This window comes from Flavobacterium sangjuense, assembly GCF_004797125.1.
Lineage (GTDB): Bacteria > Bacteroidota > Bacteroidia > Flavobacteriales > Flavobacteriaceae > Flavobacterium > Flavobacterium sangjuense.
In genome coordinates this window covers 373869-391913 of the sequence record NZ_CP038810.1, presented here as the reverse complement: position 1 = coordinate 391913, position 18045 = coordinate 373869, and the positions used below count along the sequence as shown (strand labels likewise).

The window sequence follows — 18045 nt, the reverse complement described above, 5'->3', positions numbered from 1 at the left end:
CTTACGAAGTGTGCTGTTGCTGGTTTTTAATCTTTTTAAATTCCAAATAGGAATATATCATTGGGATTACTGAAATAATGGCAATAATGCCTAAAACTGTATATACCTGAAATGGATCTGGCATTACAAAAGTTAGTGTCATTATTAGCCCACCAACAAACCACATTTTGCCTGCCAATAAATGAGTTTTTTTCCAAACTTCTTCATTTTCTAATGTCCAAGGAGTTTTTATTCCAATAAAATAATTGGGTTTAATGGTTTTGAAATAATTACCTAAGAAAGCAATCATTAAACCTATTATAACAATTATTAATCCTGGACTGCTGGTTTTTTGTTGCACACTATATAAAATAAAAATAGCAAGAGCCGACATAAACAGGCTGAGAATAAAACGCAAATTGTTTAATTTGTTACCCATGTTTTGCAATTTTTGTTTTGGATCTATACGTGGAATAACCAAGAAGATAAGATACGGAAGACCAACAAGTAGGAGAAGGACGAAAAATAATTCACTTTTATTTCCATAATCATCAATTTCACCTGAAGCATTCCAATGCATTGGCACTTTTTCCGGCAAATGGTTCCAGATGTACGCTAAATAAAGAAAAGGTAATACTGCAATACCAATAAACGGGATTTCTTTTTTAATTTTTTCCATGGTTATTTTTTTAAGGTTATAATCCATTTAATAATGTCGTCTACGATGGTTGTGTTTAAAGAATAGACAACAAATTGTCCTTTTTTTTCGCTTGTGACCAAATCGGCACGTTTTAAAATGTCCAAATGATGCGAAATACTGGGTTTTGAAATATTAAATTGGTCGGCAATATCTCCCGCAGTCATTTCCTGTTTGCGGAGCATTTCAAGGATGTCACGTCTGGTTCCATCGTTTAATGCTTTGAAGATATCGTTCATATTAATTATATATTTAGACAAATGTCTAAATATTATTTTAAACAAACAAACATTTTGCAGAAAAATATTTTCTACTATCTCTAAACGATAAAATAAAATGTTTGTTTACTACTAATGTGCTTCCAGCCAATCTTTTCCTAAACCAAGTTCTACATCTAACGGAACTGCCATTTTGAAAGCGTTTTCCATTTCGTGTTTAATCATAGGCTGGATTTTTTCTAATTCCGATTGGTGCACATCAAAAACAAGTTCGTCATGAACCTGCAGTAGCATTTTTGATTTCCAGTTTTCGGAATTAAGTTTTTTGTAGATATTAATCATCGCGATTTTGATGATATCAGCAGCCGAACCCTGAATCGGAGCGTTCACTGCATTTCGTTCAGCAGCACCACGAACAATGGCATTGGCCGAATTGATATCTTTTAGATAACGGCGTCTTCCTAAAACGGTTTGCACATAACCATTTTGACGGGCAAAATCGACTTGCTCCGACATATAGGATTTTAGCTTTGGATAGGTTTTGTAATAGGCATCAATCAAAGCGGCGCTTTCAGAACGGGATAACGAAGTTTGATTACTCAAACCAAAAGCAGAAACACCATAGATGATTCCGAAGTTTACCGTTTTGGCATTGCTTCGTTGCTCTTTGGTAACTTCTTCCAATGGAACATTAAAGACTTTTGCGGCTGTACTTTTATGAATATCTTCATTGTTTTGGAATGCCTTAATCATATTTTCTTCGCCAGATAAGGCTGCGATAATCCGAAGTTCTATCTGCGAATAATCGGCAGAAAGTAAGGTGTAATTTTCGTCTCGCGCAATAAATGCTTTTCTGATTAATCTTCCGCGTTCGGTACGAATCGGAATGTTTTGCAGGTTTGGATTATTCGAACTCAAACGACCTGTTGCTGCAACTGTTTGCATATAATCAGTGTGAACACGATTGGTTTTGGCATCGACTTGTGTTGGCAATGCTTCAATATAAGTACTCTGTAATTTTACCATTTGACGCCATTCCAATATGTCTTTTACAATCGGATTATCATTTGCTAAATAAGACAACACTTCTTCGCCAGTGGCATATTGACCGGTTTTGGTTTTCTTTTGTTTGGCACCACCGATTTTTAGTTTGTCGAATAGAATCTCTCCGAGTTGTTTAGGTGAAGCTAAATTGAATTTTTCACCGGCAGTTTCGTAGATTTTCTGTTCAAATTCGTTGATGTCTTTTTGCATGTCAACCGACATTTTCTTTAGATACTCTTTATCCAAATTGATGCCTTCCATTTCCATTGCGGCAAGAACCGGAATCAGTGGAATTTCAATTTCTTCAAACAGTTTTTTGGTTTCGGCTTTGTCTAAAATCGGGCTAAAAACTTCTTTTAATTGTAGCGTAATATCAGCATCTTCGGCAGCGTATTCTTTAATGTCTTCTAACGGTACATCGCGCATTGACAATTGGTTTTTTCCTTTTTTGCCAATTAATGTTTCAATCGATTTTGGCGAATATTTCAAATACGTTTCCGATAAAACATCCATATTATGACGCATATCCGGATTAATCAGATAATGCGCAATCATCGTATCGAATAATTTTCCTTTGATATGAATTCCGTATTTCGACAACACTTTCAAATCGTATTTGACGTTTTGCCCAATCTTTTCGATGGATTCACTTTCAAAAAATGGTTTGAATTTTTCTACCAAAGCTTGAGCTTCGTCCTGATTTTCCGGAAATGGGACATAAAATGCTTTTCCTTTTTCAAAAGAAAATGACATTCCAACTAGTTCGGCATTCAAAGCATCAATTCCGGTCGTTTCAGTGTCAAAGCAAACCGAAGTTTGGTTCATCAGATTTTGTAAAAACAATTTTGTGCCTAATTCACCCTGAACAATTTGGTATACATGCTCAGTAGTTTCGAGTGTAGCGTAATACGAATGTGGTTTTGGTTCGTCGCTGTCATCATCTGAAAAACCAAACAAATCGAATTGGTTTTCGTTTTTAGGAGCGGCTTTTTTTGCTGGCTTCGGCGTTCCGTTAGCAACCTCAGTCTCGTTCCCGTTGGTTTCAATTTCATCGAATTCTTTTCCGGTTCCGAACCATTTATCGAATTGTGCTTTCATTTGACGGAATTCTAATTCCATGAACAAAGCATCTGTTTTTTCTACATCAGGTTTGGATACTTCAAAATCGGCAGCATCAAAAGTCACAGGACAATCCAATAGAATTCGGGCTAACTTTTTGGATAAAATTCCGAGTTCGGCATTGGCTTCAATTTTGTCTTTCATCGCGCCTTTCAGCTTATCGGTATTCGCCAAAAGATTTTCCATCGAACCAAATTCTTTTAGCAACTTTTTCGCTGTAACTTCACCAACGCCGGGCAATCCCGGAATATTATCGGCAGTATCGCCCATCATTCCGAGGAAATCAATTACTTGCTCCGGATGATCAATTTCGAATTTGGCTAAGACTTCAGGAATTCCCCAAATTTCGATGTCGTTACCCATTCGAGCTGGCTTGTACATAAAAATATTTTCGGAAACCAATTGCGCAAAATCCTTATCCGGCGTGACCATAAACACCAGAAAATTTTCTTTTTCGGCTTGTTTGGCCAAGGTTCCAATTAAATCATCGGCTTCAAAACCTGCTTTTTCAATAATTGGTATATGCATCGCTTTCAACAATTCCTGAATATACGGAACGGCAATTTTGATAGCTTCCGGCGTTTCATCACGATGCGCTTTGTATTCCTTGTACATTTCATAACGATAATCGCTTCCGCCTTTATCAAAAGCAACGGCTAAATGGTCTGGTTTTTCACGTTTGATGACATCCATTAAGGCGTTCATAAATCCCATAATGGCTGATGTATCCATTCCTTTTGAATTGATACGCGGATTTTTTATAAAAGCATAATACCCACGAAAAATTAAGGCGTAAGCATCAAGAAGGAAAAGGCGTTTTTGTGACATAATTTAAATAGGATTAGAATCCGAACTAAATTCGGATCGAGTTGTAAAAATAGGAATTTGAAGTTTACTTTTTGGCAAAAAAAACAACAAAAAAACTTTTGGAAAAAAGTAGTTAAAGCAAATTGTTATTTATTGAAAAGCTGACGGAATTTTCCATTGCTCTTTTTATTTATGCGATAGTTAAAATTTATCCAAAAACAAAAATTCAAAACAACATTCTTTGTTAATTTGTTAAAAATTTAAAAATGGGTTTTCGCTTTTTAATTCTTTTCGTAATCATCGCCATAGTTGAGCTGTATGCTTTTCAAGTTATAAAAACAGTTACTAAATCTAAATGGATTTTAATTGGTTATGCGGTAGTTTCACTCGCAGCCATAGTATTTATTACGTATGAATTACTAAAGTTTGATAGAAGTGTTGGGCAAACCAAGACGACTTTGATTACTTTAGGATTGTTGCTTTTGGTTTTGCTTCCAAAAATAGTGTTGACATTTGTAATGCTTTTGGAAGATGTTTTTCGTTTTTTAATGGGAACAGTTACTCATTTCATGGGTCACAATACGGATAGTTTTTTACCCCAAAGGCGAAAGTTTGTCAGTCAGGTTGCACTCGGATTGGCTGCGGTTCCGTTTCTTTCTTTGATTTACGGAATGACGATTGGAAAATACAATTACAAAGTAATTCGACAAACCTTGTTTTTCCCGGATTTACCGGAAGCCTTTGACGGTTTTAAAGTCACTCAGATTTCGGATATTCATAGCGGTAGTTTTGATAACGAAGAAAAAATAAGATATGCTATTGATTTAATCAACGAGCAGGAATCCGATTTGCTATTGTTTACGGGAGATATAGTAAATGCCAAAGCCGATGAAATGCATCCGTGGATTGATATTTTTAAAGGATTAAAAAAATACGAACACGGGAAATTTTCCATTTTGGGGAACCACGATTACGGAGCTTATTTAGATTGGAAGTCTGAAAAAGCAAAAGAAGATAATTTTGTAGCGATAAAAGATTTGCACCGTCAGATTGATTTTAAACTGATGCTGAACGAGCATGTAAAAATCAAAAAGGGGAATGATGAAATAGCCTTGGTTGGCGTAGAGAATTGGGGAAGGCATTTTGGTTCAAATGGAGATATCAACAAAGCAACTGAAAATTTAACAGCAACAGATTTTAAAATCCTGATGAGTCACGACCCAAGTCATTGGGAGTATATTATAAAAAAGCATCCAAAAAATATCCAGCTGACACTTTCGGGGCACACACACGGAATGCAGTTTGGAATTGAAATCCCAGGTTTTTTTAAATGGAGTCTGGCGCAATACATGTACAAACAATGGGCAGGATTGTATGAAGAATTTGGAAGATATGTGTATGTAAATCGCGGTTTTGGATTTCATGCTTATCCCGGAAGAGTTGGTATTATGCCCGAGATAACTGTTTTTGAACTAAAAAAAGGGGAAAAAGTAGCATAATTAGTTAAAAATGCTACATTTGTGCTTTACTATTTCTTTTAAGCTATAAAAAGAATTAAAAATATTTTGGTTTTATGTCAAAATTTGGAGAATTAATCAATGCTCAAGTACCTGTGTTAATCGACTTTTACACAGAGTGGAATGAATCTTCAGTTTCTATGCATCCTGTTATCAGAGATGTAGCAGCTGCGCTTGGTGATAGAGCAAAAGTGATAAAAATTGATGTAGATAAAAATCAGGAATTGGCCGATGCACTTCGCATCAAAGGATTGCCAACTCTGATGATTTACAAAGAAGGTCAAATGGTTTGGAGACAATCCGGAGAACTGGATGCCAACACGATTATTGGACTTGTTCAGGAACAGCTTTAATCAATTTTCGCACAAACAAATCCTTTTTCTTTTAGAAATACTAAAGTCTTAGGCAAAGCATATTTTAGGTTTCGCTCCGCTTTTATACTGTCGTGAAAAACGATAATACTTCCGCTTTCTACATTTTTTAAAACATTATCCAGGCATTCTTCCGGACTAATGGTTTGGTCAAAATCACAGCTCAACACATCCCACATTATTATTTTGTAACCTAATCGACGCAAAGCTTTTGATTGAGATGGTTTGATTTTGCCATATGGAGGGCGAAACAACTCAAAAGCATCACCCTTATCCCTTATCTCTTTTCCCTTATCTCTGATAAATAAGGAACACTTCTTCGTATTTTCAACATACTCGTCAGTATCAGTTTCCCAACCTTTTAAGTGATTAAAAGTGTGATTGCCAATTGCGTGTTCTTCCTGAATTATTTTTTGAAAAATTTTCGGATGTTTTTCAATGTTGTTTCCGATGCAGAAGAAAGTGGCTTTGGCATCGTATTTTTTTAGCTGTTCCAATGTCCATTCGGTAATTTCAGGTGTTGGACCATCATCAAAAGTCAGGTATACTTTGTTTTCATGATTAGGAATGTCCCAAACATAATTCGGGAAAATCTTTTTGATAAAATAATTTGTTTTTACCCAGAAACTCATACGCTAAATATAAAAAAAATGTGCCAATAAGAAATTTTCAAATTGACACATCTTCAAATTTTTAATTTAGATTATTCCAAATCCCTTCCGAAACGGGTAAATCTTTGTACGAAAGAATTAAAGACAGGTTTATTTTTGTTGTAAAATTCTACATCACCACGTTCTTTCATCACCAGTAACAAACTTCTGTAACGTTCAATATCCGTAATAATATCAGAGGCAATTCCGTTTTGAATAGACGGCTGAATATTGGAATAATAGGTTAAATTTTGTTTGTATTTCGTCATTAATCGTTCTAATAATTCTCTGGCTTTTGCTTTTTCGCCAAGTTCATAATAACCACCGGCAAATGGTTCTACCATCGTATAATAACCATAATAATCCATTGGCATTTTGGTTAAAGCCAAATCGATTATTTTTTTGGCTTTGGCTGTTTTACCTTCGTTAATTAACTGTTCCGTTAATCGCGCCATGTTGGTTCTGTACGAAATGCTGTTTTTACGAGTTTCAGGATCGTGGTAGATTGTGGTAAGGTCTCCGTTACCCCAATTCCATTTCATAACTAAATCATACATTTTATCACTGTCAATACTGCCCATGTCGTATGGATTTTCTTTGTCGATAGGTGTTTTAATCGGAACTAATTTATAAACCAATCCATCCAATTGAAGATAGTCTTTCATCCAAAGATAATCGTCATCGCCAAAGCTTCCACCGGTAAAATATATTGGGCGCTTCCAATCGTTATTAGCTAACACATCAAAAGCCATCAAACGGTTTTTATACATAGCAGTTCCTTTGATATCTACGTCGATGTAAGGAACGATGGAATCATAATACTTCGGATTAACTACCTTGTTTTTGATGATGTTGTTTTTGTCAATTGGAATTCTGATTTTATCCGTTGGATAATAATGAATTGTCTGTCCGTTGGACATTTCAACCGTAGATCTTGGATCTTTTATAAAATCAATCCAGGCTTTTATATCCCAGCGTGCGTCCGTTTTCGGAATGTGGGCAACATAATCCAATTTATCTCCAACATACTCACTGTGTTTGAATGATATTGGTAAACCATCCGATTTATAGGTTTTGAATTTCATTTGGTCAATATACCAATCGGTCATGAATAATTGCGTATTCACGATTTTAATATCGGTTCTGACACCTTCGATTTCCTGAGCGTACCAAAGCGGGAAAGTATCATTATCACCAATAGTATATAGTATAGCGTTTTGATCACAAGACTCGAGGTAATTTTTTGCCATGGCAATAGCCGTATATTTTTTAGCACGCGTATGATCATCCCAGTTTTGAGATGCCATTAAAATTGGCGCCGCCAAAAGACAGGCTCCAATTACAATTGGCCCAACTAATTTTGATTTTAATTTCTCGGCTATGATTTCATAAATAGCATAAACTCCAAAGCCAAGCCAGATAGCAAAAACATAGAACGAACCAACCAAGGCATAATCGCGTTCACGAGGCTCAAAAGGTCTTTCGTTTAGGAATATTTTTAGTGCGATGCTGGTGAATAAAAACAAGGCTAACAGCACATAAAAACTCTTTAAATCTTTTTGGGCATGATACATTAATCCTATCAAACCAATTAAGAATGGCAAGAAGTAATACACGTTTCTGCCTTTATTATTTTTAACATCATCAGGTAGGTTTTCCTGTGTTCCCTTGCCAAGATGAATTTCGTCAATAAACTTAATTCCACTTAACCAATTGCCATCAAGATTGTCATATTTTCCCTGAATATCATTTTGTCTTCCTACAAAATTCCAAAGCAAATACCTTCCATACATATAACCAAATTGGTATTCAACCATGAAACTTAAATTGTCCCAGGTTGATGGTTTTTCTACAATTATATAGTCGCTGTATTTTTTCAGGAACGAAACATAATCTTCGTTGTCGATTTTTTTCTGAGCGTAAGCCGATTTAAATTCAGCAATAGTTTTGCTCATTTCGTCTTTTAACTGACCAACTGCCATGGCAACTTGCTCTTCGCTTAAGCTGTCGATGTTAACACCATATTGAGACAGGTCTTCTTCGTATGGGTAATTTTGATTTAGCTCCACTTTTGGAACGTCAGTAAACTGAATATAATTGTCGATATGTTCTGTGCTCCAAAGTCGCGGAAGAATTGCTTTTTGGGCATTATCACTATTTTGTTCGGCATTTTTGTAATTGTTTACAATAACATATTTTCCGGTTTTATAATCTCTTTCATAGTTGGGCGCTTTGTCTAAATAAGGTTCGTCTTTATCTAAACCCGCAAAAGTATCGGTGTATTGTGGCCCGTAAAATAATGGGTTCACGCCATATTGTTCTCTGTTATAATACGCTAAAACTTCGGCAGCATCTGAAGGTTTGTTTTCATTGATAACTACATTGGCATTGGCACGAATCGGCAACATCATCCAAACAGAAAAACCGATTAATACAAAAAGAACGCATAATAAGCCTGTATTATAAAAAGGATGCCCTTTTTCACGGGTGTATTTTAATCCAAAATAGAAGAACGCAACAATCAACAGCAGTGCAATTATAGTTCCTGAGTTGAATGGCAATCCGAAACTGTTAACCATAAAGATTTCCATTTTTCCAAAGAAAGCCAAAGTGTAAGGCAATAACAATTTGAAAATGAATAATAAAATGGCAACGATTATAATGTTAGCAATGATGAAATTCTTGATGGTGATGGTTTTGAAATTTTTAAAGAAATACAAAAACCCAATAGCAGGAATGGTCAATAATGCCATAAAGTGAACCCCAAATGAAAGTCCGACAAGTAATGAAATTAAAAGTAGCCAACGATTGCCTCTTGGCGTATGCATGTCTTGTTCCCATCGCAATCCAAGCCAAAACAATATTGCGATAAATAATGAAGCCATAGCATATACTTCGGCTTCAACCGCACTTGACCAAAAACTATCTGAAAAAGTAAAGGCTAATGAACCAACCAAAGAACTCCCCAAAATGACAATTGCTTTGCTTTTATCAATTTCGGTGTATTGAGAAACTATTTTTCGCAATAATATGGTTGATGACCAAAACATAAACAAAATAGTAAATGCACTTGAAAACACGGACAACATATTTACCATCAGGGCAACGGTTTCTTTGCTTGTGGCAAACATGGCGAAGAAAGCTCCCAGAATTTGGAACAATGGTGCTCCGGGTGGATGACCAACTTCTAATTTCGCGGCTGTTGAGATATATTCACCACAATCCCAAAAGCTCATGGTCGGTTCAACGGTTAGCGAGTAAGTAATTAAGGCAATTGTAAATGTTGTCCATCCTAAAATGGTATTCCACTTATTGAAGTTAAAGTTCATCATATAGATATGAAATGAAGGTTTTTATTTAATGTACAAAGAAACTATTTTTTTTAACGCAAGGAAACGCTCCTTAACAAAAATTTCTCAAATAGGATAACGTACTACTATCAAGTTTATTGTGATTTATATTGGATTGATTTTAGGTTTAGTTTTTATTTTTATAGTTATTTATTTGTGTAAAATAAAATTTGTATTAAATTTGCACTCGCGTTAAGCAAAGCTGGTCTATGGTGTAATGGTAACACAACTGTTTTTGGTGCAGTCTTTCTAGGTTCGAGTCCTAGTAGACCAACAGAAAAAGCCTCTCAATTTGAGAGGCTTTTTTGTTTTTATAACTTTAGAAATGGCAATTATATTTTGAAAGTAACTACAGGGCGTAACGCATGATTTACTAAATCTTCGCTAATACTTCCATTAAAAAAGTGTGAAAGTCCTTTTCTGCCGTGCGTGCTAACTCCAATTAAATCTGCATTAATATGGTCAGCGAAATGTAAAATTCCGTTTTCAACATTCACATCGTTGTAAATATTGATAGTATATTTATTTACAGTAAAATTAGAAACAAAATTCTTCATTATTTCTTTAGCAACATGAGTAGGTTTAAAAGTACTTGGCGTATTAATCATGGCCAATTCTAATTCTGCATCAAATTTGTTAGCGAACTCAACTACTTTGGCAAAAGGTTTTTTTATTTCATCTGTAAAGTCAGAAGCAAAAACAAATTTATCTACACTAAATTCTTCAACATCTTTTTTAATGATTAAAACAGGTACCGGTGAATAACGAACTACTTTCTCTGCGTTAGATCCAATGAACATTTCTTTAAAACCACTTGCTCCATGCGAACCCATTACAATTAAATCGATATCATTTTTTTCGCTAACTTTAAGTATTCCTTCGAAAGCCAATTCAAATTGAATAATTTCAGAAACCTTTAACCCGTCTAAACATTCATCATCCATCAAATCTTCGAGCCTGCTAATTGCAGCATTTTTAAAAAGCATTATTTCTGGTAAATCGTGACCGGTTCCAATAGCATCGCTACCTTGATGAGGTATTTCCAACATATGTAGTAATATGATTTCACCGCCATTTTTTTTAGCAATTTGTGAAGCAACTTTTAAGGCGTAGTAAGCGTGATCTGAGAAGTCCGTAGGTACTAAGATTTTTTTCATGATATAAAAAGTAAATTTTGGATTGTAAATTAATTAACACAATAAAGGTATTATTTTTTTTTGATTCGACAATCATTTTTGGTTTATAAAAAAATAACTATATTTGCACCGTTATTTACTATTCAAAACTAAATAATGAGGGAAGCAATGCTTCCCTCTTTTTATACAACTATGGCATTTAAAGATAAAATTTCGGATTTACTGGAAGAAGCATTAAAGGAAAAACCTTCTTTGTTTTTGGTAGATTTGACAGTTACCGAAACATTCAAAGTAATTGTAACTTTAGATGGAGATAATGGTGTAAATTTGCAGGATTGTATCGATATAAGTCGGGCAGTCGATAATAATTTAGACCGTGAAGAACAAGATTACGCATTGGAAGTAGCTTCGGCCGGAGTTTCTACACCATTAAAAATGGTTAGACAATATCGAAAAAATATTGGAAGAACTTTAAAAGTAAAAACCGCCACCGAAACTATAGAAGCGTTATTAGAGCAGGTTTCCGATGAAAGCATTACGCTTTCCTGGACGGCAAGAGAACCAAAGAAAATTGGAAAAGGAAAAGAAACGGTTGAGCACAAACGCGAGATTCCTTATTCAGATATAAAAGAAGCAATTGTTACAATAATATTTAATTAAATTAGGCATGGAGAATATTGCATTAATCGATTCGTTTTCAGAGTTTAAAGACGATAAGCTTATTGACAGAGTAACGCTTATGGCGATTTTGGAAGATGTATTTAGAAACGCATTGAAAAAGAAATACGGTTCTGATGATAATTTTGATATTATCATCAATCCTGATAAAGGAGATATGGAAATCTGGAGAAGAAGAGTTATCGTTGCTGATGATGATTTGGATTTGGAAAATGAGGAAATTACATTAACAGAAGCAAGAAAAATTGAAGCCGATTTTGAAATCGGAGAAGAAGTTTCCGAAGAAGTAAAATTGATTGATTTGGGAAGAAGAGCTATCTTAGCTTTGCGTCAAAACTTGATTTCTAAAATTCACGAGCACGATAACACAAATCTTTACAAACAATTTAAAGATTTAATTGGCGAAATTTATACTGCGGAAGTACATCACGTGCGTCCAAGAGTAGTAATTTTGATTGATGACGAAGGAAATGAAATTGTTTTGCCAAAAGAAAAACAAATTCCATCTGACTTTTTCCGTAAAGGTGATAACGTTCGCGGAATCATTGAAAGCGTTGAATTGAAAGGAAATAAACCTCAAATTATCATGTCGAGAACGGCAGATAAATTCCTGGAAAAATTATTCGAGCAAGAAATTCCGGAAGTTTTTGATGGTTTGATTATGATTAAAAACGTAGTGAGAATTCCGGGTGAAAAAGCAAAAGTAGCGGTGGATTCTTATGATGACAGAATTGATCCTGTTGGAGCATGTGTTGGTATGAAAGGTTCAAGAATTCACGGAATTGTTCGCGAATTAGGAAACGAAAATATCGACGTAATCAACTATACAACCAACTTGCAATTGTATATCACAAGAGCATTAAGCCCTGCAAAAGTATCTTCAGTTAAAATTGACGAAGAGAAAAAAAGAGCGGAAGTTTTCTTGAAATTAGAAGAAGTTTCAAAAGCTATTGGTCGTGGAGGACACAACATCAAATTGGCCGGACTTTTAACGGGTTACGAATTAGACGTAATCAGAGAAGGTGCTGCTATTGAAGAAGATGATGTTGAATTAACAGAGTTCTCAGACGAAATCGATGGTTGGGTAATTGACGAATTTGCAAAAATCGGATTGGATACGGCAAGAAGTATCTTGAATCAGGATGTTGCCGATTTAGTGAGAAGAACCGATTTAGAAGAAGAAACCATTTTAGAAGTAATAAGAATATTGAAAGAAGAGTTTCAGGACTAGTCTTTTAACGCAAAATAGATTAACATTAATAAAATTTTATGTCTGAAGGAAATATTAGAATTAATAAAGTTTTAAGGGAATTAAATATTTCTTTGGAAAGAGCTGTGGATTATCTTAAGGATAAGGGTATTGTCATTGAGGCAAACCCAAACACAAAAGTTTCCGATGATGTATATTCTATTCTTTGCGGACAGTTTGCCGGCGACAAAGGGAATAAAGAAGCTTCAAAAGGTGTAAGTGAAGAAATTAGAAAAGAAAAAGAAGCACTTCGAATTGAAAGAGAAAAAGAAATCGAAGACAAACGCAAGCAAGACGAAGAACGTCAGCAACAACAAGAGTTGATTAAGGCGAAAGCAACCATTACTGCTCCAAAGCAAGTTGGCAAAATCGATTTAGAACCAAAAGCACCAGCAGCTCCTGTTCAACCGGCAAAACCGGTTCAGGAAGCAAAACCAGTTGTTGAGAAAAAAGAAGTTAAAGAAGAAGCGCCAGTTGTTACTCCGAAAGAAGAAAAATTAGCTGCGCCAGTTGCTGAAGAACCAGTAGACGAAACGCATACAACACAATACCAAGCTCTTACCGGTCCGGTATTAACGGGTCAAAAAATAGATTTAGCACAATTTAATAAACCCAAAAAGAAAAAAGAGGAGTTTAAAAAAGATGCTAATAAACCGGCTGCTGCTGCGCCTGGGCAAACTGCCCAACAAGCTGCAAATGCAAATGCAAACAAGAATAAAAGAAAAAGAATTCCGGGCAAACCAGAACCAGGCAAACCTGTTGTTGGTGGTGGTGGCGGAGGAAATGCTTTTGGACCAAACAAACCGGGTGGAGCAAAACCAGGTGGCGGTGGATTCCAAAAAGGAAATCGTCCTGCGATAGTTCAAAAAGTAGAGCCAACGGAAGAGGAAGTTAAAAACCAAATTAAAGAAACTTTAGAGCGTCTTCAAGGAAAAGGAAACAAATCTAAAGCGGCAAAATACAGAAGAGACAAGCGTGACACTCACCGTCAAAGAAGTGAGGACGAAATGCAGGCTCTTGAAGAAGGAAGCAAAACTATCAAAGTAACAGAATTTGTTACTGTTGGAGAAGTTGCAACCATGATGGATGTGCCTATTACAAAAGTAATCGGAACATGTATGTCACTTGGAATCATGGTAACCATGAACCAAAGATTGGATGCAGAAACTTTATCAATCGTTGCTGATGAGTTTGGTTTTGATGTTGAATTTATCACAACAGATATCGAAGATTCGATAGAAATTATTGAAGATAAAGAAGAAGATTTAGTATCTCGTGCGCCAATCGTAACCGTAATGGGTCACGTGGATCACGGTAAAACCTCCTTGCTGGATTATATCCGTAAAGAAAATGTAATCGCAGGAGAATCAGGTGGAATTACACAGCACATCGGTGCTTATGCTGTTACGCTTGAAGGCGGACAAAAAATCACTTTCCTTGATACACCAGGTCACGAAGCGTTTACCGCGATGCGTGCCCGTGGAGCTCAGGTTACCGATATCGCTATCATTGTGGTGGCTGCGGATGATGACATCATGCCACAAACCAAAGAAGCTATTAGCCACGCGCAGGCTGCTAATGTTCCGATGATATTTGCGATTAACAAGATTGATAAACAAGGCGCTAATCCTGAAAAGATTAAGGAGAAATTAGCCGCTATGAATTTATTAGTAGAAGATTGGGGTGGAAAATACCAATCGCATGATATCTCTGCTAAAAAAGGAACTGGCGTAAAAGAATTGTTAGAAAAAGTATTGCTTGAAGCTGAAATTTTAGACTTAAAAGCAAATCCTAATAAACCTGCTGTTGGTACTGTTGTGGAAGCACAGTTGGACAAAGGAAGAGGTTATGTGTCAACGATATTGGTACAATCCGGAACTTTGAAAGTGGGAGATTATGTATTGGCAGGAAAAAATCACGGAAAAGTGAAAGCCATGCATGACGAAAGAGGACATAGTGTTACTACGGCCGGACCATCAACGCCAATATCTATTTTAGGTTTGGATGGTGCGTCAACTGCCGGAGATAAATTCAACGTATTCGAAGACGAAAGAGAAGCAAAACAAATTGCAACAAAACGTTTACAATTAATGCGTGAGCAATCGGTTAGAACACAACGTCATATTACCTTGGCGGAAATTGGTCGTCGTATTGCATTAGGTCAGTTTAAAGAATTGAACATTATCCTTAAAGGAGACGTGGATGGTTCGGTAGAAGCACTTTCGAGTGAGTTCTCTAAATTGTCTACGGATGAAATCCAAATCAATATTATCCATAAAGGTGTTGGTGCGATTACCGAAACTGACGTAATGTTGGCTTCAGCTTCTGATGCTATCATTATTGGATTTAATGTTCGTCCTGCCGGAAATGCACGTCAGATAGCACAAAAAGAAGAAATCGATATCAGAAGTTATTCTATTATTTACGATGCTATCAACGATTTGAAAGACGCGATGGAAGGAATGCTTTCTCCGGAAATGAAGGAAGAAGTTACCGGTACAGCAGAAATCAGAGAGATTTTCAAAGTATCTAAAGTGGGAACTATTGCAGGATGTATGGTAACCGATGGTAAAATCTACAGAAATTCTAAAATCAGAATTATCCGTGAAGGCGTTGTTATCTTCACAGGTGAATTGGCTACGCTGAAACGTTTTAAAGACGATGTAAAAGAAGTTGCCAAAGGATACGATTGTGGTATGCAGATTAAAAATTACAACGATATTGAACAACTTGATTTAATCGAAGCTTTCCAGGAAGTGGAAGTAAAGAAAAAGATGAAGTAATAAATAAAAATCCCGAGCAATCGGGATTTTTTGTTTTTAGGGTTGGCAAGAAAGATAAAACCAGCTGTTGTTTACTTTAACTACTTGAACTCGTTAATTCTTATTAAGTTTCCTTTACAATCATAAAATTTCCACTTTCCGCTTTCCTTAGAATTAGCGACTGGATGTTCGTTGTATTCTGCGAAACCTTCCGAAAGTAAAGTGCCATCCATTCTGTAATTCTTTATGTAGGCTTTTGTGATTCCTTTTCCAATATCTTTTGGAGATATTATTTCAAACCAAATCTTACCATCAATTATTTCCTGCGTAACGGTGTCATTAATTTGTTTTTCAATAACATTTGAGCCTTCAAAATTCCATTTATCATTACAATCTAAGGTTACATTCTCTTTGTCATCGGGAATTTTCTTAGAATCACACGCTGTAAAAATTACTAATAAGATTAGATATTTTTTCAAAATTAATTTAAGATTTATTTATTCGGCTTTATCAAAAACGCATTCGGATATTTTTTCTTTAAATCGTTGAGGTTTTTTTCGGCTTCAATTCGGGTTTTGTAATTCCCGACCCAAACTTTATATAATGGCGTGCTAAAAACAATGGTCGCATCTATATTCTTGTTTTCTCTTTTAAAATCAAGCAAAGTTTTTTTAGAATTTTCGGTATCACCGTTAAAAATCTGAATTTTATAACGGTCGTTTATCGTAATAGAACTGTTTATTTTTCTTTTTTCGTTCAAGAGCTGCTCAAACTTTGGATCTTGACTTACACTTACTTTAGCCTCTTGACTATAGCTTTTTTGAGATATAAACACAAGAGTTACAATGGCAAAAGCGATTTTTATTTCTTTTAAAAAGGTCATAATTGTTTGATTTTTATACAAATGTAAAACTTATAGAATTAAACTGCAGCCAAAACATTATTTAGAATTAATATAAATTGATATTTAAGATATATTTAAGGTTTTGAGAATAGTTCATAAGTCGTATTTTTGTGCAAGTTTTTAATAAAGCGTCGAATTTTGACTGAACATCTCTCAGGAAAAATCATGCCAACATTAGCCGATAATTACTTATTATATGAAAAAAGTGGGTAACCATAATTCGATTTCAAGGAAAATAATCTACAGCTTAGCTTTAATGCTAACTTTCTCCTTCACTTCATTTTCACAAGCAACTCCGCCAGCAGAAGCTACACCAGCAGCTGCTACAGCAACGGCAGCACCAGCTGCAGCCGCTGGAGGTGACGCAGTAGCTGGAAAAGCATTGTTTAACGCTAATTGTGCAGCTTGTCACGCTTTAGACAAGAAGATGACCGGTCCGGCACTAAGAGGTGTTACAGCACGTCATGCCAAAGATTGGTTCTATCCTTGGATTGCCAATAGCTCTGCCATGATTAAGGCTGGCGATGCTGATGCTGTTAAATTGTTTAATGAAAACAACAAGTCAGTAATGACTGCGTTTCCTCAATTGTCTAAACAAGATGTTGATAATATCTTAGCGTATACAGATGAGCCAAAACCGGAAGCGCCAAAAGGACTAGTTACCACTGATGATGGCGGCTTAAAACCAGATAACGCTGGAGGAATTTCAAACAACGTTATCCTTGGAGCTTTATGCTTAGTGTTATTGATGTTGGTTATTATGTTGTTCTTTGTAAACAATGTGTTGACCAAAGTAGCTAAAGCAAACGGTATTGAAGTTGCTGCAAAAGAAGAAAGATTGCCAATCTGGAAAGCATTTGCTAAAAACCAATTTTTGGTTTTAGTTTCTTCTATATTCTTATTATTAGCGAGTGGATTCTTTGTGTATGGTTACTTAATGCAAATTGGTATTGATCAGGATTACGCTCCAATTCAGCCAATCCATTACTCTCACAGAATTCACGCCGGAAGCAACGGTATCGATTGTAAATATTGCCACTCGGCAGCACGTGTTAGTAAAAATGCAGGTATTCCTTCTTTGAATGTTTGTATGAACTGCCACAAAAATATTTCTGAAGTATCGGATACAACTGCTACTCCTGAGCATTCAAAAGCATTCTACGACGGAGAAATCAAAAAATTATACGCAGCTGTTGGTTGGGATGGTGCAAAATATACCGGAAAAACCAGTCCTGTGAAATGGGTTAGAATTCACAACTTACCTGACTTTGCTTATTTCAATCACTCACAACACGTAACGGTTGCTGGTATTGAATGTCAAAAATGTCACGGTCCGGTTCAAGAGTATGAAATCCAAAAACAATTTGCTCCATTGACTATGGGTTGGTGTATTAAATGTCACCGCGAGACAGATGTGAAAATGGAAGGAAATGCTTATTACACTAAAATTCACGAAGAACTTTCTAAACGATATGGAGTAGACAAATTGACTGCTGCACAAATGGGAGGAACTGAATGTGGTAAGTGCCACTATTAATAAAATAATTTAAGAAGCTAATATTTA

At 35.7% G+C, this 18045-nt stretch carries 14 protein-coding genes and 1 tRNA gene; 7 read left to right on the top strand and 8 right to left on the bottom strand.

What is annotated here, in order from left to right:
• Position 1: 1 nt before the first annotated feature.
• From GS03_RS01650 to polA, 3 genes are all read right to left on the bottom strand, one after another.
• The gene (locus GS03_RS01650; protein ID WP_136150838.1) at positions 2–658 is read right to left on the bottom strand and encodes an SdpI family protein; all 657 of its coding nucleotides are present in this window, start codon (positions 656–658) and stop codon (positions 2–4) included.
• 2 nt (positions 659–660) lie between these two features.
• Positions 661–915 (bottom strand): autorepressor SdpR family transcription factor, encoded by a 255-nt coding sequence (locus GS03_RS01645; protein WP_136150837.1) that lies wholly within the window; start codon positions 913–915, stop codon positions 661–663.
• A 111-nt stretch (positions 916–1026) separates the two neighbouring features.
• Positions 1027–3888, bottom strand: coding sequence for a DNA polymerase I (gene polA / locus GS03_RS01640; protein WP_168710316.1), 2862 nt, complete (start codon positions 3886–3888; stop codon positions 1027–1029).
• Between the two features lie 242 nt (positions 3889–4130).
• Between polA and GS03_RS01635 the strand changes: the two genes are divergently transcribed.
• Entirely contained in the window at positions 4131–5363 is a 1233-nt protein-coding gene (locus GS03_RS01635; protein WP_136150835.1) for a metallophosphoesterase, read from the top strand.
• Positions 5364–5437: 74 nt separating this feature from the next.
• On the top strand, positions 5438–5734 hold the full coding sequence (locus tag GS03_RS01630; RefSeq protein ID WP_136150834.1) for a thioredoxin family protein: 297 nt from the start codon (positions 5438–5440) through the stop codon (positions 5732–5734).
• On the opposite strand, the gene GS03_RS01625 is transcribed toward GS03_RS01630, so the two are convergent.
• Positions 5731–6384 (bottom strand): polysaccharide deacetylase family protein, encoded by a 654-nt coding sequence (locus GS03_RS01625; RefSeq protein ID WP_136150833.1) that lies wholly within the window; start codon positions 6382–6384, stop codon positions 5731–5733. The genes GS03_RS01630 and GS03_RS01625 overlap by 4 nt on opposite strands.
• A 71-nt stretch (positions 6385–6455) precedes the next feature.
• Positions 6456–9734 (bottom strand): glycosyltransferase family 117 protein, encoded by a 3279-nt coding sequence (locus GS03_RS01620; protein WP_136150832.1) that lies wholly within the window; start codon positions 9732–9734, stop codon positions 6456–6458.
• 221 nt (positions 9735–9955) lie between these two features.
• Here GS03_RS01620 and GS03_RS01615 point away from each other — a divergent pair.
• Positions 9956–10026: transfer RNA gene (locus GS03_RS01615), tRNA-Gln, on the top strand.
• Positions 10027–10084: 58 nt separating this feature from the next.
• On the opposite strand, the gene GS03_RS01610 is transcribed toward GS03_RS01615, so the two are convergent.
• Positions 10085–10909: a universal stress protein gene (locus tag GS03_RS01610; protein WP_136150831.1), complete on the bottom strand. Its 825-nt coding sequence runs from the start codon at positions 10907–10909 to the stop codon at positions 10085–10087.
• 171 nt (positions 10910–11080) lie between these two features.
• Between GS03_RS01610 and rimP the strand changes: the two genes are divergently transcribed.
• The 3 genes from rimP to infB are packed head-to-tail and all read left to right on the top strand — an operon-like array spanning position 11081 to position 15598.
• On the top strand, positions 11081–11548 hold the full coding sequence (gene rimP / locus GS03_RS01605; RefSeq protein ID WP_136153037.1) for a ribosome assembly cofactor RimP: 468 nt from the start codon (positions 11081–11083) through the stop codon (positions 11546–11548).
• Positions 11549–11555: 7 nt separating this feature from the next.
• Positions 11556–12797: a transcription termination factor NusA gene (nusA, locus tag GS03_RS01600; RefSeq protein ID WP_136150830.1), complete on the top strand. Its 1242-nt coding sequence runs from the start codon at positions 11556–11558 to the stop codon at positions 12795–12797.
• Positions 12798–12835: 38 nt separating this feature from the next.
• The gene (infB, locus tag GS03_RS01595; RefSeq protein ID WP_136150829.1) at positions 12836–15598 is read left to right on the top strand and encodes a translation initiation factor IF-2; all 2763 of its coding nucleotides are present in this window, start codon (positions 12836–12838) and stop codon (positions 15596–15598) included.
• 80 nt (positions 15599–15678) lie between these two features.
• On the opposite strand, the gene GS03_RS01590 is transcribed toward infB, so the two are convergent.
• Positions 15679–16056: a hypothetical protein gene (locus GS03_RS01590; RefSeq protein ID WP_136150828.1), complete on the bottom strand. Its 378-nt coding sequence runs from the start codon at positions 16054–16056 to the stop codon at positions 15679–15681.
• 14 nt (positions 16057–16070) lie between these two features.
• The gene (locus GS03_RS01585; protein WP_136150827.1) at positions 16071–16460 is read right to left on the bottom strand and encodes an SPOR domain-containing protein; all 390 of its coding nucleotides are present in this window, start codon (positions 16458–16460) and stop codon (positions 16071–16073) included.
• Between the two features lie 217 nt (positions 16461–16677).
• Here GS03_RS01585 and GS03_RS01580 point away from each other — a divergent pair, with 217 nt between their 5' ends.
• A complete protein-coding gene (locus GS03_RS01580) occupies positions 16678–18018 on the top strand; it encodes a c-type cytochrome (protein ID WP_136150826.1) in 1341 nt (446 codons plus the stop codon).
• The last annotated feature ends 27 nt before the right edge of the window (positions 18019–18045 follow it).